Raw genomic sequence first — 26695 nt, forward strand, 5'->3', positions numbered from 1 at the left:
CCGCCGGGCCGGGCGCCGGAGGCCGGGAGCACGGCCGTTCCGCAGGTGGGGGATCATGGAAGCCGGTGCTCGATGGCGAGGCCGACCGTTGACACCGCCCGAACACGAGGAGCCTGCCATGCCCGCCCGTATCCTGCTGGTCCGCCACGGCGAGACCGACTGGTCGGCCACCGGCCGCCACACCGGCCGCACCGACATCCCGCTGACCGGGGCCGGCCGGGCGATGGCCCGGGCGCTCGGCACCCGGCTGGCCGCGGCGCCGTGGAACGGCCTGCCCGACGCGCTCGTGTACACCAGCCCGCTCGACCGCGCCAAGGAGACCTGCGCCCTGGCCGGCCTCGGCGACCGGGCGGTGGAGCGCCCCGAGCTCCTCGAATGGGACTACGGCCGGTACGAGGGCCGCACCGGCGCCGACATCCGGTCCGGCGACCACCCCGGCTGGCTGATCTGGCGCGACGGCGTCCCCGGCGGGGAGAAGCTCTCCGACGTCGCCGCCCGGGTCGACGCCCTGCTCGCCGACCTCAACGCCGCCCACGGCGTCCCGGACCCGGACACCACGGTCATGCACTGCGCCGACCGCGACGTCGTGCTGTTCGCGCATGGCCACCTGCTGCGCATCCTCACCGCCCGCTGGCTGGGCCTGCCGCCCGAGTACGCCCAGCGCTTCAAGCTCGGCACCGCCGCGCTCTGCGTCCTGTCCTGGGAGTACGGGGCGCCCGCGGTCGAGCTGTGGAACGACCAGGGGCACCTGGAGAACCAGGGGCACTGAGCCACGCCAGTCCGTCGGCGGCCCCGCCGGCCGGCCGGCGGACGGTCGGGCGGCAGTCCGTCGGCGGTCGGTCGGGCGGGCGGCGGTCGGTCGCCGGTCGGTCAGGCGGCGGTCGCCGCGCCGTACTCGGCGAGGAACCGCCCGACCTCCGGCACCCGCCGGTGCTGCCGCAGCCGCTGCGCGGTGTCGGCGAGCATCGAGCGGATCCGGGCGGACCCGACGTCCCCGAACAGCGCGACGGCGGCCGACCCGTGCCCGGCCGCACCCGCCACGTCCCCCCGGCCGAGCCGGTCGTGGGCGAGTTCGGCGGTGTAGAGCACCCGGTTGCGCACGAAGCGCGGCGCCTGCAGCGTCATGGCCAGTTCGGCCTGGCCGCTGGCCCGGTCCCAGTCGCCGAGGGCGGACCAGCACTGGGCCTGCAGACCGGCGAGTTCGGCGGCGCCGAAGAACGACATCCACTCCGGGTCGCGCCCGGACGGCCCCTGGTCGAACAGACGGCAGGCCCGGGCGACCGCCCGTTCGCAGGCGCCGCGGTCCTGCAGCAGCGCCCAGCCGCCGGCCTCGCGCATCGCCAGCAGGGCGAGCAGCCGGTCGGAGCCGAGGTGCCGGGCGGCGACCTGGCCGGCCTGGGCCGCGCGCAGCGCCTCCCGGGGGCGGCCGGCGTCCCGGGCCAGGAAGGCGCTGTTGCTGAAGACGTGCGCCTCCAGCGCGGAGTCACCGGCCATCCGCGCGGTGGCCAGCGCCTCCGCGTAGTACGAGCGGGCGTCCGCGAGCCGGTTGGAGTCGTGCGCCAGCCAGCCCACCGAGATGGCCAGTTCGCCGGCCCCGGCCTGGAGCCTGCGCTCGATGTCGGTGGAGTACTCGCAGGCGTCGAGCAGCAGGTAGGCCTTCCGCAGCGAGCGGCCGGCCTGCTCGAACAGGGCGTCGGCGCCGTGCGCGTCGTCGGCCAGCCGGATGTCCCGGACGGCCTGTTCGACGCCGAGGACCTCGGCCGTGCCGACCTTGCGGGGCAGCGGGACGGGACCGGCGCGGCCGGGCCCGACGGCGTTCCCCGGTGCTGGACGGGCGGCCGCGCCGTGGGGGGCGGCGGCCGTGGGGAAGGTGACCACGGGGGCCGTGGCCGCGAGGGCCGGGCCCGGTCGGTCGATGCCGATCACGGTGGCCAGCGCGGCAGGGCCGCCGGCCAGGAACGTACGGCGACGCACGTCGTCGTTCTCCTCGTCGCAGGGGGGCGGTTCGTCGGGCCCCCGGGGCGCCGTCGCGAACCTCGGCACCGGGGCCCCGTCCGGTGGGGGCGGATCCGCGTACGGCGAGGCAGCGTACGGGAGTTGGGTGGAGAGCGGCGAGCGCGGGGCGGGCGGCCGCGGGAACGGCGGATGGAGGTCCGGCGGCGTGCCGGCGTCCCGCTCCCCGCCGGGGGCGGGGCCGGGGCGGTCCCGCGGCCCGCCCGCGCCGTCCGCCGGGCGGCGGCGGACCGCGGTGCGGGGGGCGAAGCCGAGGTCGGCGAGCGAGCGGTCCGGCCACATGTGCCGGAACACCCGCTCGTACGCGTAGTTGGGGCAGCGGATCTCGCCGGACTCGACGCGGCCGACGTACCGGGCGTCGCAGGAGACGTGCTCGCCGATCTCGCGGGCGGCCCGGCGCACGGCCGTGGCGAACTCGCCCGGCGAGCGGTCGCCGCGCAGGGCGCGCATCGCGGTGTTGGGTGACGGGCGGGTCGGCTCGGCCGGTGGGGTGGCTGCCATGGTGCGCTCCGTGGTGGTGCGGGACGGTCGTGCGGGGGTCGGGACGGCGGTGGGACGGCGGGGGCGACCGGCCACGGGTGGGTCCGGTGGGGCCCGGCGGGCGCCGGGCGCCCCCGACAGTACCCGGAGTCACCGTGCGGACACAGTGAGTTCGCAGACGATGTGCTGGCAATTCAGGGCAAAACGGGCATCGTTGGCGGGATCCGCCATGAAATGCCATGCCTTCCCGCCGGGCACCCCGTGGCCTCGGACGCGTGCCCGGCGTTGTCCTGGTACATGGAAGCCCCGGCCGCCGTCCCCCCGCCGTTCCCCAGCGGCACCCCCACCCGGGTGGCGCGGCTTCCAGTCCCGACGAGGTGACAGGAGGGCCCATGCCGGCCACTGGAGGACCGAAGTACCGCCGCCCGGTCGCCGGAAGGACGCTCCCGGCAGCGGTCCCCGCCCTGCTGCCCGAACCGGCCGACGACCGGACCGCCGGACCGGCCCCGTCCGGCGGCGGCCCGGCCCGCCGCCCGCGCGCCGGGGCGGACGGCGTCCCCGTCGCCACGCACGACACCGTCACGGTCGCCCTCCGGCACGGCCTGGAGGCCGTCGACATCCTCCGCCTGCGCCGGGCCTGCGGCTCGGTGCTGCAGAGTCGCGGCGGCGCCACCGTCTCCTTCCTCGTCCCGGCCGGCTCCTCGGCGACCTGGCACCTGCCCGGCAGCTCCTGTACGGCCGGCGCCCACCTGCCGCCCGCCACCGACCCGCGCTGGGTGATGCCCCCGGCGGGCGCCGAGTGCAGCCCCCGTCCCACCGACCCCTGGGTCCTCCGCTCGGCCCTCTGCGAGGCCGCCTGCACCCTCACCGCGGGCGGTCTCGGCCCGTTCTGACCGTCCCCGGCCAGCGCCGGGCCGCCCCACCGCCCCGCCGGCCGGTCGCGCCCGCCTCCACCGGGCCGCGTGACCTTCCCGGGCGGCGGCGATAATGGCCGTCATGGGACGAAGCAACCGAGCGGGCCGCGCCACGGACCGGGACCGCGCCGCGGCGGACGACGCCCCGGCCGCCACCGGCCCCGGCGGCCGCACCCACGCGCAGGGCCCCCTCACCCGTGCCGTCGGCTCCGGCCTCGCCGAACTGCGCCCCGACCGCGACCGCCCCGCCGCCTGGTCGCTGCTGGTCGACGGCGCGCCGCAGTCCCTGGTCGACCTCGCCGACCCCACCCACCTGGGTTTCGAGTACCAGCGCCGGCTCGGTCACCTCGTCGACCTGGCCGCCCCGCCAGGCCGTCCGCTCACCGTGCTGCACCTCGGCGGCGGCGCCCTCACGCTGGCCCGCTACGTCGCCGCCACCCGCCCGCGCTCGCGCCAGCAGGTCGCCGAGACCGACACCGCGCTCACCGAACTCGTCCGCGCCGAACTCCCGCTGGAACGCGGCTGGCAGATCAGGGTGCGCGGCGCCGACGCCCGCGAGGTGCTGGAGCGCGCCCCCGAGGGCGGCGCCGACCTGGTGATCGCCGACGTCTTCTCGGGGGCCCGGGTGCCCGCGCACTGCACCACCGCCGAGTTCACCGCCCTGGCCGCCCGGGCCCTGGCCCCCGGCGGCCGGTACGCCGTCAACATCGCCGACGGCTCCGCGCTCTCCTTCGCCCGCGCCCAGGTGGCCACCCTCGGCGCGGTGTTCCCCGAACTCTGCCTGGTCGCCGACCCGGCGGTGCTGCGCGGCAAGCGCTTCGGCAACCTGATCCTGGCCGCCGCGCACACTCCGCTCCCGCTGGCCGAGCTGACCCGCCGGGTGGCCTCCGACGCCGCCCTCGGCCGGGTCGAACACGGCCGCGCCCTGGCCGACTTCGCCGCCGGAGCCGCCCCGGTCACCGACGCCGGAGCCGCCCCGTCCCCGGCTCCGCCCCCCGGTGTCTTCCGGTAGCGCGCCGGCCCGCCGGCGGCCGGTCCCGGAAAACCGGTCGGCCGAGGGCCCGGCCCCGCGCACAATGGCCCTCCGGAGCACGGCCGTGCCGCCGCCGGCCGCCGGCCGACCCGACCAGGAGGAGCCCGCGCCATGACCATCCGACCGGCCAGGCCGACCGAGGCGGCGGCGCTCACCGCCCTCGCCCTGCGCTCCAAGGCCCACTGGGGCTACGACGCCGGGTTCATGGCGGCCTGCCGGGCCGAACTCACCCTGGACCCGGAGCGGATCGGGGCCGAGCGCACGGCCGTCGCGGAGGGCGGGGACGGCCGGGTCCTGGGCTTCGTCACCCTGACCGGGGAGCCCCCGGAGGGCGAGCTGGGCATGCTCTTCGTGGAGCCCGCCGTCATCGGACGGGGTGTCGGCCGGCGGCTGGTGGAGCACCTGCGCGCCGAGGCCGCCGCGCTCGGCTTCGACCGGGTCACGGTCGTGGCCGACCCGAACGCCGAACCCTTCTACCGCGCGATGGGCGCCGTCCGCACCGGCACGGTCGCCTCCGGTTCGATCGCGGGCCGCGAACTGCCCTCGCTCACCTTCCACTTCCCCGCCTCCTGATCCCTCTCCCCGCCTCCTGATCCCGCTCCCCGGTTCCTGGCGCCGGTTCCCGGTTCCTGGCCCCGGCCCGGCCGGTCCGGCCGGTGTCACGCGGCGGCCGACGGTGCCGGGGCGGTTCCCGGCCTTCCCGGTCCGCCGCGTGCCGACGAGCGGTGTTCCGGTGGGCTTCGTCCTGGTGGGCCGTGCCGTTCCGGGACCGGTCCGTTCAGTGGCCCCTCGGCAGGCCCCGGTGCTTGTACATCGCGGCGCCGGTCAGGGCGAGCCCGGCAGCGATGGGGGCGAGGACGGCGGTCGCGGTGCCCGCGGTGTCGTGCGCGACGGTGACGGCGCCCGTCGCCACCGCCGCCGGCGGCGGGACCGCCGGGCCGGCCGCCGGAAGGGCGGGGGTGGCGGGGCCGGGGTTCCGCCCGGCCGGCCGGGTGCCCCCGCCACCCGCCGGCGCTGGGTGTTCCACCGCGGGAGCCGGGGGCCGTCCCTGCGGTGGCGGGGGCGGGGCGGCCGACCCGTGCCGGTCGGCCCCCGGCCGGGCCGCCCGGGTGCTGTCACCGGGGGCGTCGGCGAAGGGGGCCGACGGTCCGTCGGGGGTGTCCCCGCGGGCCGCGGGGGTCTCGGCGGGGCGGCCCTGCGCCGGGGCCGCGTCCAGGAGTCCGGAGGCGATCGCGAACGCGTCCGGCACGGCGGCCCGCTGGCCCGGCAGGGGGAGTCCGCCGGCCCGGATCCGTTCCTGGAGCACCCCGCCGACCGGGCCGGGCAGGGCGGGCGGCTCCGGTACGGCACCCGCCGGTCCGGCCGCGTCCCCGGCCGGGGGTCCGTCCCCCGCCGTGTTCCCGGGTGCGGACCCGGGAGCGTTTCCCGGGCCGGCGTCGGTGAGTCCGCCGAGGAGTCCGTCGGACGGCCGGGCGGAGCCGGGTACCGCCTGACCGTCCTCGCGCGCCGTCCCCGGCCGGGCGGAGCCGGCACGGCCGGCCGTCCCGCCGTCCACGGCACCGCCCGGGTGCCCGGCCGACGGTCCGTCGGGCACCGCCCCGGCGCCGGCGAGCGCCCTGCCGACGGCCCGGCCGGCCGGTTCCGGGAGCGTCTCGGTGCCGGTCGCCCAGGCGGCAGCGGCACCGAACCCCCAGAGCTGCGCGAGGAGCGCCCCGCCGGCCGCGGCCGTGCGCGGCCTGAGCAACCACCGCCGGGCGGCCCGCCACCCGCCGCCGACGGTCCGTCGGGCGGCTTCCGGATCCCTGGCCGAGTGTTTGGCTCGCACGTGAAGCGAGAACGAGCGGGCCGACCGCGAGGACACGGCCTCCGTCACGGACAGTCATCACGCCCGCCGGCGAGCGGTCCGCCGGGCCGGTCGGTCGCTGCTCGGCAGCCGCACCGCCCGGGGGTCGGGGTGGTCGGTCGTTGGGGTGCTCGGCCGTTGGGGCGCTCAGGAGTTGGGGCGCAGCGTCCAGAGGACGGTCATGACGCCGGTCACCGCGCCGTCGGCGCGGGTGATCTCGACGGTCACCGGGAACTCGGGCCGCTCGCCCGCGTCGAGCTCGGCGACGATGTCGGCGATCGGCCGGCCGAGCACGGCGGTGGCCGTGACGGCGCCCATGGCGAGCTTCTTGTAGGCGATCTCGGCGCTCACCGCGAGCGGCACCGCGCGCGAGAGCTGGTCCCCGAAGGCGCCCAGCACGACGCAGCCGCTGGCCGACTCGGCGAGGGTGAACATCGCGCCGGCGTGCGGGCCACCCACGTGGTTGTGGTACTCGGGCTGGTCCGGCAGCCGGAGCACGGCCCGCTCCGGGGCGGTCTCCAGGTACTCCAGCTTGAGGGTCCGGGCCATCGGCACCGTGGAGTCGAGCAGCAGGCCGATCGAAGGTGTGGTCATGGCCGCAACGTTACTAGCCGGTAGCTTGTTCCGGCAGGCCCCCGGCCGGCGGAAGGGGTGAGACGCGGACCACGGTGCGACGCCCGCCACACCGCCGCGGGCCGCGCCACCGCCGGACGGACCACCGCCGGTGCGCAGCGATGTGAGGGAACGCGAAAAAGCCCGAGGGGCAGGTTCCTTGGAGGAACCTGCCCCTCGGGCGATGGGGTGAGTGACGGGACTCGAACCCGCGGCCACCTGGACCACAACCAGGTGCTCTACCAACTGAGCTACACCCACCATCTGTCCGGACCGTTCGCGCCTCGCGGCGTCCCCGTTCCGACAAGAAGAACTCTACAGGATCCGGAAGGGTGCTCGCGCCAGGGTTTCCTCCCCGTGCGCGCGAGCACCCCGCGGACCTGCCGGCGGCGTGCTCAGCCCGCCGGCGCCTGGTACTTCTCGGCGATCGCGCGGGCGGTGTCGGTGTCCGGGCCGGGCTGCGGGACGAACACCGCCTCGCGGTAGTAGCGCAGTTCGTCGATGCTCTCCCGGATGTCGGCCAGCGCCCGGTGGTTGCCGCCCTTCTGCGGGCTGTTGTAGTACGCCTTCGGGTACCAGCGGCGGGCCAGCTCCTTGATCGAGGACACGTCCACGATCCGGTAGTGCAGGTGGCTCTCCAGGGCCGGCATGTCCCGGCTCAGGAAGCCGCGGTCGGTGGCCACCGAGTTCCCGCACAGCGGAGTGCGCCCGGCCTCCGGCACGTGCCGGCGGATGTACGCGAGCACCAGGGCCTCGGCCTCGGCCAGCGTGACACCGTGCTCCAGCTCGTCGAGCAGCCCGGAGGAGGTGTGCATCGTCCGCACCACCTCGGGCATGTTCGCCAGCGCCTCGGCGGGCGGACGGATGATGACGTCGACCCCCTCGCCGAGGATGTTCAGCTCCGAGTCCGTCACCAGCGCCGCGACCTCGACCAGGGCGTCCCGGTCGAGGTCGAGGCCCGTCATTTCACAGTCGATCCATACCAAACGGTCATTCACGCCACTCACCCTACGGCGCGATCACGCGCCGCGGGCACCGACGGAGCCTGGCGGGGCGCCGGGGCACGGCCCTCGGAGCCGTGTTCCTCGGCCGGGTGACCGTCCGCCTCCCGGACCTCCCGGGCCTCGCGGCCCGGATGACCGTTGACGTGTGCCGGGCGGGGGTCCCGTCCCGGCCGCGCCTCACGGGGCTCCCTGGCCTCCGCCGCGGCGGTGCGCCCGGGCTGCGGACGGAGCTGTCCCGCCCGCGCCTGCCGCGCCCTCGCCTCGGGCGTCCCGCCCGGAGCGGCGGCCGGCAGCCGGCCGCCGGCCGCGCCGTGGACCCGCCCGGCCGCACCGCCCGCCGGGGCCTCGTCCTGCGGCCGGTCGACCGCGCTGCGGTGACCCTGGCCCTGGCCGCGCGCCCCCGGCTGCGGCACCCCGTCCTCGGCGGCGGCGTGCTCCGCCGTCCGGGGCGGCCGGCCCGCACCCGGTCCGGGCTGTGCCGGGACCATCGACGGCCGTGCCGGCCCGCGCCCGGTCCCCGGCTGCCCGGGGTGGGCCTGGTGTCCGGCCGCCTGGTGCGGGTACGGCTGCCCGGCCCGCGCGTGCACGCCCTGACCGGACGGCTGCCCGTGCTGACCCTGGTGCCCGGCACCCGGACCGGCCGGGAAGCCCGGGACCGCGGCGGTACCGTGCCCGGCCGGACCACCGCTCTGGCCCGGGACCGTCCCGCCCGCCGCGGCCGCCGGAGAGGGAACCAGCCCGGCCGTGCGGAGGTCGCCGCCCGGCTGCGCGGCCGTCGCCGGAGCGGGTGCCCCGGGCCGCCGGGCCCGGTAACCGGTCCGGTACGCGGCCGGCGAGACCCCGAGCTGGCGGCGGAAGTGCCCGCGCAGCGCCACCGGCGACCGGAAGCCGCACCGGCGCGCGACGTCGTCCACCGACAGCTCCGAGGTCTCCAGCAGCCGCTGCGCCTGCAGCACCCGCTGGGTGATCAGCCACTGCAGCGGGGCGCTGCCCGTGAGCGTGCGGAACCTCCGGTCGAAGGTCCGCCGGCTCATGTAGGCGCGGGCCGCCAGCACCTCGACGTCGAACTGCTGGTTGAGGTTCTCCAGGGCCCAGGTCACGACCTCGGCGAGCGGGTCGTTGCCGATCTCCTCAGGTAAAGACTGATCGATGTACTGGGCCTGTCCGCCGCCGCTGCGGCGGCTGGGCACCACCAGCCGGCGGGCGAGCGCGTTGGCCGCCTCGGCGCCGTGGTCGCTGCGGACCACGTGCAGGCAGAGGTCGATCCCGGCGGCGGTGCCGGCCGAGGTCAGCACGTCGCCGTCGTCGACGAACAGCTCGCGCGGGTCGACGTGCACCCGCGGGTAGCGCTTGGCGAGGGTCGGCGCGTACATCCAGTGGGTGGTCGCCGGGCGGCCGTCCAGCAGACCGGCGGCGGCGAGGACGAACGCGCCGGTGCACAGGCCGATGATCCGCGCGCCCTCGTGGTGGGCCTTGCGCAGCGCCGTGATCGCCTCGACCGGCGGCGGCTGCGAGATCGAGCGCCAGGCCGGGACGACGATCGTGCCGGCCCGGGCCAGCGCCTCCAGCCCGTACGGGGCGGAGAGGGTGAGGCCGCCGGTGGTGGCGAGCGGGCCCTCCTCGCCGGCGCAGACCAGCAGGCGGTAGCGCGGCACCCCGGCGTCCTGGCGGTCGACCCCGAAGACGGAGAGCGGGATCGAGCTCTCGAAGATCGGCGCGCCGCCGAAGATCAGGACGGCGACGGTCTCGCGGCGGCGGCGGCCGGAGAGCTTGCGGGGCGAGGCGGCCATCACGGGCGTCGAGGAGCCGTTCAGTCCGGCGGGCCCGCCGTGGCCGCCGACGCCGTGCGGCGCGGGGCCGTGTCCCGTGCCGTGGCCGGCTGCACCGAGGCCGGGCGGTCCGGCGGGGAGTCCCCCGGCGGCCACCGCCCCGGACAGGCCGGTCAGCCCGGGGAGCGCCGCGCCGAGGCTGCCGCCGGGCGTCCCCGGGGCGGCGAAGACGGGGGAGGGGGCCGCTGCGAAGGGCGGGAAGCCGCCGTCGGCTCCGCCGTGGCCACCGGGGTGCCCGGCGGAATGGCCGGTAACCGACGTCCCGGTCCGGCCCTCCGGGCCGGCGCCGTACCCGCCGCCGTGGCTGACGGGCGATCGGCTGACGGGGCGTCCGACGTGCTCCGGGGCGCCCGGGAAGACCGGGGGGCCCGCGGTCGGCGGGACGCCCGGGGCGGGTGTGACTCCCGGGACGGACGGTGCTCCCGGGGCGGGCGGGGCCACCGGGGAGTAGGAGGAGTACGAGGCGGTGCCGGAGTGACGGGTGTTGGCGGCGGAGGCCTGGGAGCCGGCGCTTCTCGCGGAACGACCCGCGCTACCGGCCACGGCCTGGCCGCTGTCAGGACCCGCGTCGCTCCTGCTCACCCTGCTCAAGGCGCTCAAGCCCCCTCGGTGGTGTGGTGTGGTGGTGCGGCACTGCTCGCCAAGATCGAATCTATCCGGTGGACCGTTGCCGTTGTGACAAGTTCACCATCCGACGCTATGTCGACATGGCAATTTGGCGTGATGCATTCGATCACGAAGCGTGGCACCCGTCGACCCTTCTGGGAAGAGGGTCGGGGCAACGGTGGCTGGTTGTCGCGGGGCGGCTCCTGGGGCGTCCGGCTCCGGCGCACCCCGCCGGTGTGCCTGGGCTGCGGATTTGCCCAAGGGTGGGGAAGCCGCACGAGATTGACCGAAAATAGGCGGTGCACAAGAGGGCGCACGACTCCGGAACGTGCGCCTCCCAGGCTTCATCCGGCCAGTGCCCGAGCCGGGGAAGGGCGGTCGCCCGCCCTGCGCCGCCGTTCCGAGGCCGGGATCCCCGGCCGGCTCGAACAGGCCAACGTCGACGGTGCCGTGCACGGGCCCGGCCTGGGCCGATTCGGCCCCGATCAGGGTTCTGGGCGGGCCCGGGGGCGGAGTTCCGCCCCGTCGGCGCGGGACCGCCGCGCCCTGCCGGGAACGAACTGGCGGAGACATCCGTAGAACTGACGACGCAGATCACGGCGCTCGGGTTGCGCCGCGGACCGGCCGAAGTTGCGGCGGGGCCGGTGGCGCTGGGCCGACGGTGGGGTGACGGGGCGGGGTGACGGGGGTGGGGCGGAGCGGGGGGCCGGCGTGGGGACGAGGCCGTCGGCCCTTTCCTGGCCCGTCCGCTGACGGGCGGTGAGGGGATCCGCACGGGGGTTCCGGGGTGCCTGATGCGCCTGGGGCGTTAGGTGCGCCCGGGGGTGGTGGGGACGGGCGGGAGGCCCGGGGCGACCGGGCGCCGCGGGCCCTGACGGTCGGGTGCCCGGGTGCTCGGCGCCCCGGGTGCCGAACGGTCGGGGAGGACGGGTGGGCCGTGAGGGGAGGCCGGGGAGGGACGGTCGCGGCGGTGCGGCTGCGCCGGCCCTTCCGGGCGCCGCAGCGCCCCGTCCGGGCGGCTCCCGCCCGCGGGCCGCTATCCCGCGCGAGCCGGGCGGTGCGCCGGGGGTACCGCGAAGCCGGTCCGTGCCGGGCGCGCGCCCGGCCGCTCCGTGGGCACGGGGAGGCCGACGGCGTCCTCGGCAAACCGGTCGGGCCGGTTTCGGACAGCGCTTCCGGCCCCGGAGGCGGTGACGGCGCCGCCTGCTGCGTGCACGGCGGGAGGTGCGTGCCCGCCGCCCGGGGCGGCCGGCCGGAGCTGCGCGCCGTCCCGCACGGCGCCCTGGGCCGTCGCGGGCCGAGCCGCCAGCGGCCCCGGACCGGACTGCGCCGCGCCCGCACCGGGCCCGCCCGGCACCTGGGTGCCGCCGGCCGCCCGGCCCGCGACGGCCACCGGGACGGCGGTGAGTCCGCGCTCCCGGGGGCGGACGGCCCCGCCGGCACCCGGCGCGACCGTGCTGCCCGCCGGGCCCGCCGCCACCACGCCACCGTTGCCGCCGATGCCGATGCCGATGCCGACGCTGCCGACCGGTCGGCAGCGGGTGCCCGCGCCCATGCCCGCGCCGCCGACCCGGAGCCCGGACCGGGGTGCCGGACGCGGCGAAGGGGCGCCGATGGCGGCCAGCACCTGCCCGACGGCCTCCGGCAGACCGCCCGCCTTGAGCGTCGGCCGGTAGCCCGGCTCGGCCCACGGCCGGCCGTGGTGCAGCCAGACGCTCCGCAGTCCGGCCAGCTCGGCACCGGCGATGTCGGCGGGGGCGTGGTCCCCGATCATCCAGGTGTCGGAGGTCCAGTCCCCGGTCGGCGCGACACCGCACCGCCGCGCCGCGATCTCGAAGATCAGCGGGTCCGGCTTGAGGCAGTCGGCCTCCTCGGAGATCACCCAGCCGTCGACCATCGGCCCGAGTCCGGTCCGCCGGATCTTCTCCAACTGCGCCCCGGTGTTGCCGTTGCTGACGATGCCGAGCGTCCACCCGGCGGCGCGGGCGACCCGGAGCGCGTCGACGTTGCGCGCCGGGCAGTGGATGTGGGAGTTGATGCCGCGCCGGTAGTGCGCCAGCAGCCGGTCGAGCGACTCGTCGAGGCCGTAGCGGCGGCGGGCGGCGGACAGTACGGTGCTGCGGGGTACGTAGCCGCCGCCGTCGATGGTGACGAGCCAGTCGACATCGCCGGGCGGCAGCGCCCGTTCGGTCAGAAAGTCCTGAGCCCAGGCCCGGAATGCGGCGTCCCTGGGGAGCAGCGTGTTGTCGAGGTCGAGCAGGAGCAGGGGCATGCCGAGCATGGTGCCAGCGGCCACGACTATGCACCTGGCAAATGCCAGACGCCGTCCCGAACCGGTGCCCCTTGGCTGAAACGGATGCGGGCCGCCGGCGCCCCGCCGGGCACCGGCGCGACCGTCGCCGCCGCGCGCTCGTTTCACCGTTCGGTGACGGACCGCGACGGATCGTCATCGATCCATGACAGTCCGGTCACGGTGTCCCGGGATCCTGTTGCGTCGTCCGGCCCGCTCAGTCAAGCTCCAGGGAACCTCCTTCGCCGGAGGGGCGCTTTCGCGTTCGGGCAAGGGGCGCACCGGCGTCGGCGTGCGCGTCCCTCGTTCGCGGGAAGAGCGGCGCCCCCGGGGCCGCGCGGCTGGGCCGCGTGTCCGGCCCGTCGTACTCTGAAAGGAACAGGTCACAAACGGTGGTGCTCGGCACAGACCGACGGCTTCCCGTGGGCGGGCCTGCCGCCCGGGCAGCGTTGTCCTCTCCTGTCGGCCCATCCCCTTCGAAGAGCCTTGTGCCATGGCTGGTTCTGAGCCCTCACGACCGGTGGAACCGGGCGGGGACGCCCGAGGCGGCGGCTTCGCCCGGCCGATTCGCAATCTCGTGCGCCGGGGGCGCTCCGCTGCGGGCTCCCGCCAGCGGCGGGACGACCGCCGGCCCGATGCTCCGGAGTCCCCGGTGACCCCCCGGCCGGGCCCCGCCGGGGACCGCCCGAGCGCCTCGGGCCCGCCCGGCCCGGTCGGTGAGCCCGCTCTCCAGGAGGCGCCGGCCAAAGCCTGCGACCCGGTCTTCCAGCACGGCGTGGTGGTGGGCTTCGACGGCTCGCTCTCCAGTGAGCGCGCCCTCGCCTACGCGGTGGGCATGGCCCGCCGCTCCCAGTGCGGCCTGGTGATCGTGCACGTGGCCAACCGCCTGCCCGCCACCGTCTGGGCGGGCTGCGAGCCGCCGGTGTTCGTGGACCTCCCCGACCACCGCACGGAGGTGCTCGGCCTGGAGCTGGCCTGCGCGGACTTCCTCACCGGGGTGCCCTGGATCCTGGTCGAGCGGGGCGGCGACATCTGCCACGAGATCGAGGAGGTCGGCCGCGAGTTCGCCGCCGACGCCATCGTGGTCGGCACGACGCACGGCCTGCTCGGCAAGATCTTCGGCTCGGTCTCCGGCCGCCTCGCCCGGCGCGCCAACCGACCGGTGATCGTGATTCCCTGACGTCCCGTCCGCGGGCGGGTGCCCGCCGGCCGTCGGTGCTCCTGGGCGCGCGGCCCGGGGCGGCGGGGGTTCCCGCGAGGGGGCGGCCAACGCGTCCGCGATCGGGTTCGCGGGCGCGGCGGTGCTCGGCTTCTTCGCCCGCTTCACCGGCTTCGCCATCGCCGGTTCGTGACGGCAGCTCAACACCGCCCGCCGGCACACCTACGAGGAGTCCCGGGCCCTCGCCGAGATGTACTGGTCGGCCCGGTTGCTGCCGGGGCCGGACCGTCCGGTCGGGCAGCAGCGCGTGCGCGACTGCACCCGCCAGGTGACCGGGGACGAGTGGGAGCGGATGAGCCGCCGGCACGGCAGTGCCGGGGCGTGGGCGGCGGCCGACCGGATCCGGGTCGCGGCGGACGCGGTGCGGACGCAGGAGCCGGCCGAACTCGGGTCCGGGGTCGATGTGTTGAGGGGGCTGACGGATGTCTGCGCGCGACGGACCGCCCGGCCGGCCGACGCCCGGGCGCAGGTACCGGCGGTGGCGCTGGGAGTGCTGGTGGTGGGGGCGGTGCTCGTCCTGGCCACGCCGCCGGTGGTCGGACTGACCGCCAACGGCCGCAACCTGCTGCTGATGGGGTTCGTGGGGGCCTCGGTGGCTTTCGCGGTCAGTCTGGTGTTCCAGCTCAGCGGTCCGTTCGACGGCGCCGTCAGGGTCGCGCCGACGGCGTTCGAGCTCGCGCTGGGCAGGTACGACCAGACCGACTCGGGGATCCCTGGGTGACTCCTCTCCGGTGACTTCTCTTCCCTGGCAGGGGGTTTGCTCCTGTCGGCAGGTGGGACGACGGGCCGGGTGACCGCTCCGGCCCACCTGCCGACCCTGACCCGCCGACCCTCGCCCGTCGGTTCCGCCCGTCGGTTCCGCCCGTCGACCCCCGAGGGCCGACGGACGGACGGGACGGACGCGTGGACGACGGCCCGGGCCTCGTTCCCGGCTGCCTCAGACCGCGCCGAGCTCTCGCGCGATGAGCATGCGCTGGACCTCCGAGGTGCCTTCACCGATTTCCAGGATCTTGCAGTCCCGCCAGAAGCGGGCGACGGGGAATTCGTTCATGAAGCCGTACCCGCCGTGGATCTGGGTCGCCTCGCGGGCGTTGTCGACGGCGGCCTCCGACGAGTACAGCTTGGCGATCGCGGCCTCCTTCTTGAACGGTTCCGAGTGCAGCAGCCGGGACGCGGCGTCCCGCCAGGCGAGGCGGGAGGTGTGGGCGCGCATCTCCATGTCGGCGAGCTTGAACTGGATGGCCTGGTTGGCGCCGATCGGCCGGCCGAAGGCCCGGCGCGTGGCGGCGTACGAGACGGACTGGTCGACGCAGCCCTGGGCCAGGCCGGTGGCCAGGGCGGCGATCGCGATGCGGCCCTCGTCGAGGATCCGCAGGAACTGGGCGTAGCCGCGACCTCGCTCGCCCAGCAGGTTGGCCGCGGGGACGCGGCAGTCGGTAAAGGACAGTTCACGGGTGTCGGACGCGTTCCATCCGACCTTCGAGTACTTCTTCGACACCTGGAACCCGGGGGTCCCGGTGGGCACGATGATGGAGGAGATTTCGCGCCGTGGCGAGGAGAATTCGCCCTCTTCACTCGAACGAGCGATCGGTTCGGTGAGCGCGGTGACGGTGACCAGACCGGTGATGTCGGTGCCGGAGTTGGTGATGAAGCACTTGGTGCCGTTGATCACCCACTCGTCGGTGGCCTCGTCGTACCGGGCGGTGGTGCGGGTCGCCCCGGCGTCGGAGCCGCCCTCGGGCTCGGTCAGGCCGAACGCGCCCAGCAGCTCCCCGGAGGTCAGCCGGGGCAGCCACTCGCGCTTCTGCTCCTCCGTGCCGAAGCGGTGGATCGGCATCGCGCCGAGCGAGACCGCGGCCTCCAGGGTGATCGCGACCGAGGAGTCGACCCGGGCCAGCTCCTCCAGCGCCAGGCAGAGCGCGAAGTAGTCGCCGCCCATGCCGCCGTACTCCTCCGGGAACGGCAGGCCGAACAGGCCCATCCGCCCCATCTCCCGCACGATCTCGTAGGGGAACTCGCCCTGCTCGTAGTACTCGCCGATCTTCGGCGCCACCACGTCCTGGGCGAACTCGGCGACGGTGCGCCGCAGTTCCTCGTACTCGGTGTCCAACCGGTGGTCGAGCATGGTGTTCCTCCTGGGGCCCCGCCGGGTGGGCGCGGGCGTGGTCGGGACGACCGCCGCCCGTGCGGGTGTGACGGGCGGGCGATGGGGTGGGCGGACGGACGTGGGCGGACCGGCCGGAGGTCAGTCCGGCGAGCCGGCGGTCGTGCCGCCGAGCAGGGCCCGGACCGTGCGGGAGGGGCTCGGCCGGCCGAGCGCGGTCGCCATCCAGCCGCTGGTGGCGACCAGGGCGCGCAGGTCGACGCCGGTGCGGATGCCGAGCCCGTGCAGCATCCACACCAGGTCCTCGGTGGCGAGGTTGCCGGTGGCGCTCCTGGCGTAGGGGCAGCCGCCCAGTCCGCCGGCCGAGGCGTCCACGGTGGTGACCCCGGAGCGCAGCGCCGCCAGCGTGTTGCTGAGCGCCTGGCCGTAGGTGTCGTGGAAGTGCACGGCGAGCCGGTCGGCCGGGACGCCGGCCGCGGCGAAGCCGTCGAGCAGGGCGGTGACCTGGCCGGGGGTGGCCACGCCGATGGTGTCGCCGAGGCTCAGCTCGGCGCAGCCCATCTCCAGCAGCCGCGCCCCGAAGCCGACCACCTGGGCGACCGGCACCGGGCCCTCCCAGGGGTCGCCGAAGCACATCGACAGGTAGCCGCGGACCGGGACCCCGGCGGCGCCGGCCCGTTCCACCACGGGGCGGAACATCGCCATGGCCTCGTCCGCGGAGCGGTTGAGGTTGCGGCGGGCGAAGGTCTCGGTGGCGCTGGCGAAGACCGCGACGTCGGTGGCGTGGTGGGCCAGCGCCCGGTCCAGCCCGCGCTCGTTGGGCACCAGCACCGGCAGGCGCAGGCCGGGGTGCCGGTCGGCCAGACCGCCGAGGCGGGGCATCAGCTCCTCCGCGTCGGCCAGCTGGGGCACCCATTTCGGGTGGACGAAGCTGGTGGCCTCGACGGTGCGCAGGCCGGCGGCCGCGAGCCGGCCGATGAACTCGGCCTTGACCTCGACGGGGACGAGGGAGGCCTCGTTCTGCAGCCCGTCGCGCGGTCCGACCTCGTGGATCCGCACCTCCTCGGGCAGGCCGGGGGAGCGGACCGGGGAGGGCAGGCCCAGGTCGAGCGCGTCGGGCTCGCGGGCGGGGGCGGCGCCCTCCGGCGCGGCGGCGGTCACGACCGCACCTCCGCGGGGGTGCCGGCGGGGGTCGCCGCGGCGGTGGCCGGGGTGTTCCCGGCGCCCCCGGCGTCCTCGGCGGGGGTCACCACGACCAGCAGCTCCTCCATGGCCACGGTGGCGCCGGCGGTGGCCCGCAGCTCGCTCACCGTGCCGTCGTGCGGCGCCGCGATCACGTGCTCCATCTTCATGGCCTCCAGGACGAGCAGGGCCTGGCCCTTGCGGACCGACTCCCCGGCCGTGGTCTTCACGACCGTGACCGTGCCCGGCATCGGCGCGGTCAGGGCGCCGTGGTGGGCGGCCCCGCCGGCGGCGCCCGCGCCGACCGCGTCGTGGGTGTGCACGGGCCAGGCGTCACCGTCGACGCCGAGCCAGGTCACCGGCTCGGCGGCCGGCGCGGCGGCGTCGGGACCGGCGAGGGCGAAGCCGGTGCGCAGGCCGTCGACGGTGAGGTGGAGGCGGTCGCCGGAGCGGCTCGCGCGGGCCCGGTGGACGGGTCCGTCGCCGAGCCGGATCTCGAAGCCGGGGTCGGCACCGGACGGATTGTCAGTGGCGTCGGTTACGTTGCCCGCAGTGATCGAGCGGATGCTCACCGACACCGGTTCCCGGCCGGGGGAGCGGAGTCGGTGGGTGGTCCAGGCGGGGGTGCCGCCGAGGCGCCAGCCGGAGGGGAGGGAGAACGGGTCGGTCCAGCCGTCGGTGCCGGCGGCCGGGGTGAGGTCCAGCTGCCGCGCGAGGGCGGCCGCGTAGTAGAGGAGGTGGGCGGGTTCCGGGGCCTCCGGCGGAAGGGAGCCGGGGGAGGCCGCGTCGGTGCCGGGCGCGGTGGTGGACACGGCGGCCGGGGAGTACGGCGAGGCGAGCAGTCCGGGCTGCTGCTGTGCCGTCTGCTCGACCAGGCCGGTGTCGAGCCGGCCGGCGGCGACCTCGGGGTGTGCGAGGAGCCGTCGCAGGAAGCCGGTGTTGGTGGTGACGCCGAGGATCCGGGTGTCGGCCAGTGCGGCGCGCAGGCGCCGCAGCGCGGTCGGGCGGTCGGGGCCGTAGGCGATGACCTTGGCGAGCATGGGGTCGTAGGAGCTGGTGATCACGGAGCCGGGGGCGACTCCGGAGTCCACCCGGATGCCTTCGCCCCGCGGTTCGTCGAGGAGCAGGATGCGTCCGCCGGTGGGCAGGAAGTCCCGTTCCGGGTCCTCGGCGCAGATCCGGGCCTCGATGGCGTGGCCCTGGAAGGAGATGTCCGACTGGGAGAAGGGGAGGTGTTCGCCGGCGGCGGTCCGCAGCTGCCACTCGACCAGGTCCAGCCGGGTGCCGGCGGCGGTGACGGCGAGCTCGGTGACGGGGTGCTCCACCTGGAGGCGGGTGTTCATCTCCATGAAGAAGAAGTCCCGCACGCCCTCGTCGCCGGCGGGGGCGGGGGAGTCCGGGTCGATGCCGGGGACGATGAACTCCACGGTGCCGGCACCGGTGTAGCCGCAGGACTCGGCGGCCCGGACGGCCGCGGCGCCCATCGCCGCGCGGGTCTCGGCATTGAGCAGGACGGAGGGAGCCTCTTCGATCAGCTTCTGGTGGCGGCGCTGCAGGCTGCACTCGCGCTCGCCGAGGTGGACGGTGGTGCCGTGGGCGTCGGCCAGCACCTGGACCTCGATGTGGCGCGGCCGGTCGACCCAGCGTTCCAGCAGCAGGGTGTCGTCCCCGAAGGCGGTCCGGGCGACGCGCCGGGCCGCGGCGATCTCGGACGGGAGGTCGGCCGGGTCGCGGACCAGGCGCATGCCCTTGCCGCCGCCGCCGGCGGACGGCTTGAGCAGCACCGGGTAGCCGATCTCCCCGGCGGCCGCGACGAGTTCGTCGTCGGTGGGCGCGGTGGCCCGGCTGCCCGGGACCACCGGCACGCCGGCGGTCCGGACGGCCTCCTTGGCGTTGATCTTGTCACCCATCAGTTCGACCGCGGCGGGAGGAGGTCCGATGAAGACGAGGCCGGCGTCGGCGCAGGCGCGGGCGAAGGAGGCGTTCTCGGCGAGGAAGCCGTAGCCGGGGTGGACGGCCCGGGCGCCGGTCCGGCGGGCGGCGGCGAGGATCTGGTCGGTCCGCAGGTAGGTCTCGGCGGCGGAGCTGTCGCTGCGGTCGGCGGGGCCGAGCCGGACCGCGACGTCGGCCTCGCGGACGTGCGGCGCGTCGGCGTCGGCGTCGCTGAACACGGCGACCGAGCGCACGCCGAGCCGCCGCAGGGTGCGGATCACCCGGACGGCGATCTCGCCGCGGTTGGCGACCAGGACTGTGTCGAACATGGGAGGCGTTCCTCCGGGTCGAGTGGAGCCGTACGAAGGAGGTGGGGCCACCGGCGGGGCCGGGCACCGGGGAGGCGGCGGAGCGGGTGGACCGCCGCCCGGGCAGGAGCGCTACATGCGGAAGACGCCGAACGGGCCGGGTGCCGGGAGCGGGGCGTTGGCGCAGGCGGTGAGGGCCAGGCCGAGCACGGTCCGGGTGTCCATCGGGTCGATCACGCCGTCGTCCCAGAGCCGGGCGGTGGCGTAGTAGGCGTTGCCCTGGCGCTCGTACTGCTCGCGCACGGGGCGCTTGAACTCCTCCTCGGCCTCGGCGGGCCACTGCTCGCCGTGCGCCTCCAGCTGGTCCCGGCGGACCGTGGCCAGCACCGAAGCCGCCTGCTCGCCGCCCATCACGGAGATCTTGGCGTTCGGCCACATCCACAGGAAGCGGGGTGAGTAGGCCCGGCCGCACATCGAGTAGTTGCCGGCCCCGTACGAGCCGCCGATCACCACCGTCAGCTTCGGGACGCGGGTGCAGGCGACGGCGTTGACCATCTTGGCGCCGTGCTTGGCGATGCCGCCCGCCTCGTACTGCCGGCCGACCATGAAGCCGGTGATGTTCTGCAGGAAGAGGAGGGGGATGCCCCGCTGGTCGCAGAGTTCGACGAAGTGGGCGCCCTTGAGGGCGGACTCGGCGAACAGCACGCCGTTGTTGGCGACGATGCCGACGGGGTGGCCGTGGATCCGGGCGAAGCCGGTCACCAGGGTCGCGCCGTACTCGGCCTTGAACTCGGCGAACCGGCTGCCGTCGACCAGCCGGGCGATCACCTCGCGCACGTCGTAGGGCGTGCGCGGGTCGACCGGGACGGCTCCGTAGAGGCCGGCCGGGTCGACGGCGGGCGGCTCGGCCGCGGTGAGCGGCCACGGGCGGGCCGCGCGCGGGCCGAGGCCGGCGACGATGGTGCGGACGATGGAGAGGGCGTGGGCGTCGTCCTCGGCCAGGTGGTCCGTGACGCCGGAGGTCCGGGAGTGCAGGTCGCCGCCGCCGAGCTCCTCGGCCGTCACCACCTCGCCGGTCGCCGCCTTCACCAGCGGCGGTCCGCCGAGGAAGATGGTGCCCTGCTCGCGGACGATGACGGCCTGGTCGCTCATCGCCGGGACGTACGCGCCGCCGGCCGTGCAGGAGCCGAGCACGGCGGCGATCTGCGGGATGCCCGCGGCCGAGAGCCGGGCCTGGTTGTAGAAGATCCGGCCGAAGTGGTCGCGGTCCGGGAAGACCTCGTCCTGCATCGGGAGGAAGGCACCGCCGGAGTCGACCAGGTAGACGCAGGGGAGCCGGTTCTCCAGTGCCACCTCCTGGGCGCGCAGGTGCTTCTTGACCGTCATCGGGTAGTAGGTGCCGCCCTTGACGGTGGCGTCGTTGGCGACCACGACCACCTCGCGCCCGGCGACCCGGCCGATGCCGGCGATCACCCCGGCGGCCGGGGCGGCGCCGTCGTACATCCCGTCGGCCGCCAGCGGTGCCAGCTCCAGGAAGGGCGAGGCCGGGTCGAGCAGGGTGTCCACCCGGTCGCGGGGGAGCAGCTTGCCCCGCGCGGTGTGGCGGGCCCGGGCCCTGGCACCGCCGCCGAGCGCGGCGGTGCCGAGCTTCTCGCGGAGTTCGGCGACCAGGGCCCGGTGCGCGGCGGTGTTCGTCCGGAAGGCCTCGGAGCCGGGGTCGGCGGCCGTGCCGAGCCGGGGCGCCGGCGCGGCGGCGCCCGGGGCGGCCGGGCCGTGGGCCGCGCCGCCCGCCGGGGTACCGGCTGCCGCGCCGCCGTTGATGCCGTTGGTGCCGGTGGGTGCGCCGGCGGTGGAGATGACCATCCCAAGAGCTCCCTTGCCCTCGGCGGCAGGTGGGCCGGCCGGGCGGGTGAGCCCGCGACCCCCACACGTTAATGAACGTTAACTTCCGTCGCCCAGGTTAACGACCGTGAACCCCACTGTCTACGATGGGCCGCATGCCGAACGTCCCATCCGCCTCCGGGCTCCCGCGTCGCGACCAGATCCGCAAGGAGGCCGCCCGGCTGTTCGCGGCCCGGGGTTTCCTGGGCGTCGGCGTGGACGAGATCGGCAAGGCCGTCGGGATCAGCGGCCCCGCGCTCTACCGGCACTTCGCCGGCAAGGACGCGATGCTCGCCGACCTGCTCGTGGGCATCAGCGAGCGGCTGCTGGAGGAGGGCCGCCGCCGGGCGGGCGGCAGCGGGGGCCCGGCCGCCGCGCTGGACGCGCTGGTCGGCGGCCACGTCGACTTCGCGCTGGACGACCGCGACCTGATCACCCTGCACGACCGGGAGCTGCTCAACCTCCGGGAGGAGGACCGCCGGACCGTCCGCCGGCTCCAGCGCGCCTACGTCGAACTCTGGGTGGACGTGGTCCGCCAGGCCTATCCGCCGCTCGCCGCCCCGTCCGCCGAGCCGGTGGCCCGGGCGTCCGTGCACGCCGTCTTCGGGCTGATCAACTCGACCCCGCACAGCCACGGGCCGAACCCGGCCCAGGGTGACGAGCGGGCCGGGCTGCCGCGCGACGCGATGGCCGCGCTGCTGCACGACCTGGCGCACGGGGCCTTCTCGGCCGCCGCCGACGCCGTCGCCGCCGGGGCCCCGCGGGCCGGCGCCGGCGCCCGGGCCTGACCCCGGGCCCTTCGGCGCCGGTTGCGGCCGGTTGCGCCGTCCGGGGGATCCGGGCGGTCGGCCCGGTGGGCGGCGGCGGTCCCGAACCCGGCCTCCGCGCCGGCCCGGACCCGCCCCGCTCCGCGCCGCCTCGCGCAGACCCCGCCCGCCCCGGACCCGCCCCGGGCCCGCCCCGCGCCGTGGCCGCCCCGGACCCCTGCCCCCGCCCCGGGTCGGTGCGGGCTCGGGCCGTCGGCCTAGGACCAACGGAGGCCGGCCCCCTGAGTCGGTGGGCGGTGGGCGTTCCCGTGCCCCGTCGGTGACCCTGGAAGCGGGCGCCGGACCGGCCCGACGGGGAATCACCGCAGGTTGTGGGCTGTTGGCCCCTCCGTCGGGCCGGGACCTCCGGCTCGCCCTGGCCTGAAACTCCATGGCGGCCACCCGACGGAATGGTTAGCATCCCTAAATATGCCTGAGACTCACGGATCTACGGTGGAGCTTTCGCCGAGCGGCACCCGAACCGGCACCCCGGGCGCGGACGGTGCCCGGGACGACGCGGGCACGCCCGGGGACGTCCACGGCCGGCCCGCTCCCGCCCCGGACCCCACGACCGCTCCCGGCCCTGGTGCCCCCGGCCACGACGAAGCCGCGGGCTGGCTCCGGCGGCTGCTCGGCTACTGCTGGCGCTCCCGGCGCAGCGTGCTGCTCGCCTTCGGCGCCTCGCTCGTCGGCATGGCCGTCACGGCCCTGGTGCCCCTGGTCACCAAGGTGATCATCGACGACGTCATCACCGCGCACACCCGCCCGCTCGCCCCGTGGGCGGTGGTCCTGCTGCTGGCCGCCGCCGTGGTGTTCGGCTGCACCCAGGTCCGCCGCTACTACGGCGGTCAGCTGGCCCTGGACGTCCAGCACGACATGCGCGCCGACCTCTTCCGCTCGCTCGGCAGGCTCGACGGCCACCGCCAGGACCGGCTGGACACCGGCCAGGTGGTCGGCCGGGCGACCTCCGACCTCCAACTGGTCAACGGGCTGCTCTCGATGCTGCCGATGATGACCGGCTTCCTGCTCATGTTCCTCATGTCGCTCGGCGTGATGATCTGGCTCTCGCCCCCGCTCACCCTGATCGCCCTGGTCATGGCCCCGGCGCTGTGGTGGGTGTCGGTGCTCAGCCGCAAGCGGCTCTTCCCGTCCACCTGGGCGGCCCAGCAGGAGGCCGCGGCCGTCGCGGGCGTGGTCGACGAGGCGATCGGCGGCGTGCGGGTCGTCAAGGGCTTCGGCCAGGAGGCCCAGGAGGCGGACAAGCTGGAGGCGGCCTCGCGCCACCTCTTCGCGGCCCGGCTCCGGTCGATCCGGCTCAACGCCCGCTACAACCCCGCCATGCAGGCGATCCCCGCCCTCGCCCAGGTGGCGGTGCTGGCCTTCGGCGGCTGGTTGGCGGTCAACGGGCGGGTCTCGCTCGGCACCTTCGTCGCCTTCTCCACCTACGTGGCGCAGCTGACCGGCCCGGTCCGGATGCTGACCATGGTCATCACGGTCGGCCAGCAGGCCCGGGCCGGTGTCGAGCGGGTGCTCCAGCTGATCGACGAGCGCCCGCTGGTGCGGGAACGCCCGGACGCGGTCGCCCTCGACCTCACCGCCGCCCCCGTCGACCCGCAGAGCTCCGTCGACCCGCTGAGCTCCGTCGACCCGCGGACCCCGGCCGCTCCCGGCGCCGCCGGCCCGCGGGTGGTCGGCCCGCGCACCACCGAGGTCGCGCTGGAGTTCGACCGGGTCGGCTTCCGCTACGACCCGGAACACCCGGCACCCGTCCTGCACGGCCTCAGCCTGCGCCTCGCCCCCGGCGAGACCCTGGCCCTGGTCGGCGCGTCCGGCTCGGGCAAGTCCACCGTCGCGCAGCTCGTCCCCAGGTTCTACGACCCGGCGGACGGTGCCGTCCGCCTCTACGGCCACGACCTGCGCGACCTGACCCTCGACTCGGTGCGGGCGGCCGTCGGCATCGTGCCCGAGGAGAGCTTCCTCTTCTCCGAGACCGTCCGCACCAACATCGCCTACGGGCGCCCGGACGCCACCGACGAACAGGTCTTCGCCGCGGCCCGCGCGGCCCAGGCCGACGGGTTCATCAGGGCCCTGCCCGACGGCTACGGGACCAAGGTCGGCGAGCAGGGCCTCACCCTCTCCGGCGGCCAGCGCCAGCGGATCGCCCTGGCCCGGGCCATCCTCACCGACCCCCGCATCCTGCTGCTCGACGACGCCACCTCGGCGGTCGACCCGCAGATCGAGGCGGAGATCCACGACGCGCTGCGCTCGGTCATGGCGGGCCGCACCACCCTGCTCATCGCCCACCGCCGCTCCACCCTCCAGCTGGCCGACCGGATCGCCGTCCTCGACCACGGCCGGCTGCTCGACCTCGGCACGCACGAGGAACTCCAGGCCCGATGTCCCAGGTACCGGGCCCTGATCACCGATCCCGAGGCCGGCCGCACCCCCGACCGCACCCCGGACGCCCCCGGGAGCGCGACCGCGGCCCCGCACCGCCCGGCGGCTCCGACGGGCCCGGCACCGCAGGCGGACCCCGCAGGCCGGGCGAACCGGCCGGACCCGAAGGACCCGAAGGACACCCCGCCCGGCACGCCGTCCGCGCCCGCCGCACCGGCCGTCACGCCCGCCGCACCGCCCGCCATGCCGACCCCGGCCCTGGCCAAGGCGGCCCGCACCGCCGCCCCCGGCCTGCTCGCCAAGGTCGCCGCCCTCCCGCCGGCCACCGACACCCCGGCGACCTCCCGCGCCGAGGCCGAACGCGGAGACCCCGACTTCAGCCTCCGCCGCCTGCTGCGCCCCTTCCGCGCCCCGCTCGCCCTCGCCCTGGTGCTGGTCGCCCTGGACGCGGCCGCCGGTCTGGTCCTGCCGATCCTGATCCGGCACGGCATCGACGACGGCGTCAACAAGGGCGTCATGACCGGCGTCGCCGTCGCCTCCCTCGCCGCCCTGGTGATCGTCCTGCTGGACTGGCTGGTGCAGAGCGCCGAGAACCGGGTCAGCGGCCGCACCGGCGAACGGGTGCTCTACACGCTCCGGCTCAAGATCTTCGCCCACCTCAACCGGCTCGGCCTCGACTACTACGAGCGCGAGCTGTCCGGCCGGATCATGACCCGGATGACCACCGACCTGGACTCGCTCACCTCGTTCCTCCAGACCGGAGTGGTCACCGCCGTGGTCAGCCTGCTGACCTTCCTCGGCATCCTCGCCGCCCTGCTGGTCATCGACGCCGGACTCGCCCTGATGGTCTTCGCGGTGCTGCCGCTGCTGGTCGTGGCCACCCTGGTGTTCCGCCGGAAGTCCAAGGCCCAGTACGAGATCTCCCGGGACCTCATCAGCACCGTCAACGCCGACCTCCAGGAGAACGTGGCCGGCATGCGGATCGTCCAGGCGTTCCGCCGGCTGGACGCCAACACGGACCGCTTCGTCGCCCGCGGCGTCGCCTACCGGCAGGCCCGGGCCCGGGCCCAGCTCTACATCTCGCTGTACTTCCCGTTCGTCCAGTTCCTCTCCAGCGTGGCCGCCGCGCTGGTGCTGATCGCCGGCGCCTCGCGGGTGGACGCGGGGACGCTCACCGTCGGCGCGCTGGTGGCCTACCTGCTCTACATCGACCTGTTCTTCGCGCCGGTCAACCAGCTCTCCCAGGTGTTCGACGGCTACCAGCAGGCGGCCGTGGGCCTGGGCCGGACCCGGGAGCTGCTGCGCACTCCGACCAGTACCGCGCAGGCCGCCGACCCGGTGCCGGTGACCGGCGCGCTGCGCGGCGAGATCGAGTTCGACCGGGTCGGCTTCGCCTACAACGGCGGCGCGGACGGTGCCCCGGACGTCCTGACCGACGTCAGCCTGCGGATCCCCGCCGGGCAGACGGTGGCGCTGGTCGGCGAGACGGGCGCGGGCAAGTCGACCCTGGTCAAGCTGGTCGCCCGGTTCTACGACGCGACGGCCGGCACCGTGCGGGTCGACGGCGTCGACCTGACCCGCTACGACCTCGCCCAGTACCGGCACCGGCTCGGCGTGGTGCCGCAGGAGGCCTACCTGTTCGCCGGGACGGTGCGCGAGGCGATCGCGTACGGCCGGCCGGGGGCCTCGGCGGCCGAGGTGGAGGCGGCGGCCCGGGCGGTCGGCGCGCACGACATGATCGTCCGGCTGTCCGGCGGCTACGACCACGAGGTGGCCGGCCGCGGGCGGAACCTCTCCGCGGGCCAGCGCCAGCTGATCGCGCTCGCCCGGGCCGAGCTGGTGGACCCGGACGTCCTGCTGCTCGACGAGGCCACCGCGGCCCTGGACCTGGCCACCGAGGCGGCGGTCAACCACGCCGCGGACCGGCTCAGCGGCGGCCGGACCACGCTGGTCATCGCCCACCGGCTGACCACCGCGGAGCGCGCCGACCGGGTCGTCGTGCTCGACCACGGCCGGGTCGTCGAGGACGGCACGCACGCCGGACTGCTCGCCCGGGGCGGGGCCTACGCCCGGCTCTGGCAGGCGTTCGTCGCGGAGGGGCACGACCGGTCCAGCGGCGCCGACCGCCTGGGCGAGCCGGCCGCACCGACGCCGGGCGCGATCGTCGGATAGCCCGACAGAGCAGGACAGAGAAGGACAGAGCCGGTCGGACGGCGGCGGGCCCGGGTGAACACACCCGGGC

16 protein-coding genes, 1 tRNA gene and 2 pseudogenes are annotated in these 26695 nt (G+C 76.2%); 8 read left to right on the forward strand and 11 right to left on the reverse strand.

The window, feature by feature from the left end:
• Positions 1-118 precede the first annotated feature (118 nt).
• The gene (locus tag ACFCX4_RS17025) at positions 119-769 is read left to right on the forward strand and encodes a histidine phosphatase family protein (protein WP_376143124.1); all 651 of its coding nucleotides are present in this window, start codon (positions 119-121) and stop codon (positions 767-769) included.
• 101 nt (positions 770-870) lie between these two features.
• Here the strand turns inward: ACFCX4_RS17025 and ACFCX4_RS17030 are convergent, their stop codons facing one another.
• Positions 871-2514, reverse strand: coding sequence for a tetratricopeptide repeat protein (locus tag ACFCX4_RS17030; protein ID WP_376143126.1), 1644 nt, complete (start codon positions 2512-2514; stop codon positions 871-873).
• Between the two features lie 371 nt (positions 2515-2885).
• Between ACFCX4_RS17030 and ACFCX4_RS17035 the strand changes: the two genes are divergently transcribed.
• From ACFCX4_RS17035 to ACFCX4_RS17045, 3 genes are all read left to right on the forward strand, one after another.
• Positions 2886-3386, forward strand: a complete 501-nt coding sequence (locus ACFCX4_RS17035) for a hypothetical protein (RefSeq protein ID WP_376143128.1) — start codon at positions 2886-2888, stop codon at positions 3384-3386.
• 103 nt (positions 3387-3489) lie between these two features.
• Complete coding sequence (locus ACFCX4_RS17040; RefSeq protein ID WP_376143130.1) at positions 3490-4419, forward strand: spermidine synthase; 930 nt, start codon at positions 3490-3492, stop codon at positions 4417-4419.
• A gap of 132 nt (positions 4420-4551) precedes the next feature.
• Positions 4552-5013, forward strand: coding sequence for a GNAT family N-acetyltransferase (locus ACFCX4_RS17045; RefSeq protein WP_376143132.1), 462 nt, complete (start codon positions 4552-4554; stop codon positions 5011-5013).
• Between the two features lie 205 nt (positions 5014-5218).
• Here ACFCX4_RS17045 and ACFCX4_RS17050 read toward each other — a convergent pair whose 3' ends face one another.
• The 6 genes and pseudogenes from ACFCX4_RS17050 to ACFCX4_RS17075 all read right to left on the reverse strand — a co-directional run bounded on the left by ACFCX4_RS17050 (position 5219) and on the right by ACFCX4_RS17075 (position 12630).
• Positions 5219-6184: a hypothetical protein gene (locus ACFCX4_RS17050; protein ID WP_376143134.1), complete on the reverse strand. Its 966-nt coding sequence runs from the start codon at positions 6182-6184 to the stop codon at positions 5219-5221.
• 246 nt (positions 6185-6430) lie between these two features.
• Positions 6431-6877, reverse strand: coding sequence for a DUF4442 domain-containing protein (locus ACFCX4_RS17055; RefSeq protein ID WP_376143136.1), 447 nt, complete (start codon positions 6875-6877; stop codon positions 6431-6433).
• A 203-nt stretch (positions 6878-7080) separates the two neighbouring features.
• Positions 7081-7156: transfer RNA gene (locus ACFCX4_RS17060), tRNA-His, on the reverse strand.
• Positions 7157-7290: 134 nt separating this feature from the next.
• Positions 7291-7893 (reverse strand): oligoribonuclease, encoded by a 603-nt coding sequence (orn, locus tag ACFCX4_RS17065; protein ID WP_376143138.1) that lies wholly within the window; start codon positions 7891-7893, stop codon positions 7291-7293.
• 796 nt (positions 7894-8689) lie between these two features.
• Positions 8690-9689: pseudogene (locus tag ACFCX4_RS17070) on the reverse strand (helix-turn-helix domain-containing protein); the annotation flags it as partial.
• 1681 nt (positions 9690-11370) lie between these two features.
• A complete protein-coding gene (locus ACFCX4_RS17075; RefSeq protein WP_376143140.1) occupies positions 11371-12630 on the reverse strand; it encodes an HAD-IA family hydrolase in 1260 nt (419 codons plus the stop codon).
• A 742-nt stretch (positions 12631-13372) separates the two neighbouring features.
• On the opposite strand from ACFCX4_RS17075, the pseudogene ACFCX4_RS17080 reads away from it, so the two are divergent.
• Positions 13373-13804, forward strand: a pseudogene (locus ACFCX4_RS17080) (universal stress protein); the annotation flags it as partial.
• Positions 13805-14033: 229 nt separating this feature from the next.
• On the forward strand, positions 14034-14564 hold the full coding sequence (locus ACFCX4_RS17085; RefSeq protein WP_376143142.1) for a hypothetical protein: 531 nt from the start codon (positions 14034-14036) through the stop codon (positions 14562-14564).
• 216 nt (positions 14565-14780) lie between these two features.
• On the opposite strand, the gene ACFCX4_RS17090 is transcribed toward ACFCX4_RS17085, so the two are convergent.
• The 4 genes from ACFCX4_RS17090 to ACFCX4_RS17105 all read right to left on the reverse strand — a co-directional run bounded on the left by ACFCX4_RS17090 (position 14781) and on the right by ACFCX4_RS17105 (position 21232).
• Positions 14781-15968, reverse strand: coding sequence for an acyl-CoA dehydrogenase family protein (locus ACFCX4_RS17090; protein ID WP_376143144.1), 1188 nt, complete (start codon positions 15966-15968; stop codon positions 14781-14783).
• A 120-nt stretch (positions 15969-16088) separates the two neighbouring features.
• Positions 16089-17108, reverse strand: a complete 1020-nt coding sequence (locus ACFCX4_RS17095) for a hydroxymethylglutaryl-CoA lyase (protein WP_376143146.1) — start codon at positions 17106-17108, stop codon at positions 16089-16091.
• Complete coding sequence (locus ACFCX4_RS17100) at positions 17105-19390, reverse strand: acetyl/propionyl/methylcrotonyl-CoA carboxylase subunit alpha (protein ID WP_376143148.1); 2286 nt, start codon at positions 19388-19390, stop codon at positions 17105-17107. The genes ACFCX4_RS17095 and ACFCX4_RS17100 overlap by 4 nt, the downstream gene beginning before the upstream one ends.
• 111 nt (positions 19391-19501) lie before the next feature.
• Positions 19502-21232 carry a carboxyl transferase domain-containing protein gene (locus ACFCX4_RS17105; protein ID WP_376143150.1) on the reverse strand — a complete coding sequence of 577 codons (1731 nt, stop codon included), beginning with the start codon at positions 21230-21232 and terminating at the stop codon, positions 19502-19504.
• Between the two features lie 134 nt (positions 21233-21366).
• Here ACFCX4_RS17105 and ACFCX4_RS17110 point away from each other — a divergent pair, with 134 nt between their 5' ends.
• Both ACFCX4_RS17110 and ACFCX4_RS17115 read left to right on the forward strand, forming a co-directional pair.
• A complete protein-coding gene (locus ACFCX4_RS17110; protein ID WP_376143152.1) occupies positions 21367-22038 on the forward strand; it encodes a TetR/AcrR family transcriptional regulator in 672 nt (223 codons plus the stop codon).
• A 645-nt stretch (positions 22039-22683) separates the two neighbouring features.
• The gene (locus tag ACFCX4_RS17115; RefSeq protein ID WP_376143154.1) at positions 22684-26625 is read left to right on the forward strand and encodes an ABC transporter ATP-binding protein; all 3942 of its coding nucleotides are present in this window, start codon (positions 22684-22686) and stop codon (positions 26623-26625) included.
• Positions 26626-26695 lie beyond the last annotated feature (70 nt).

Origin of the sequence: Kitasatospora sp. NPDC056327 (assembly GCF_042261735.1) — a bacterium.
GTDB lineage: Bacteria > Actinomycetota > Actinomycetes > Streptomycetales > Streptomycetaceae > Kitasatospora.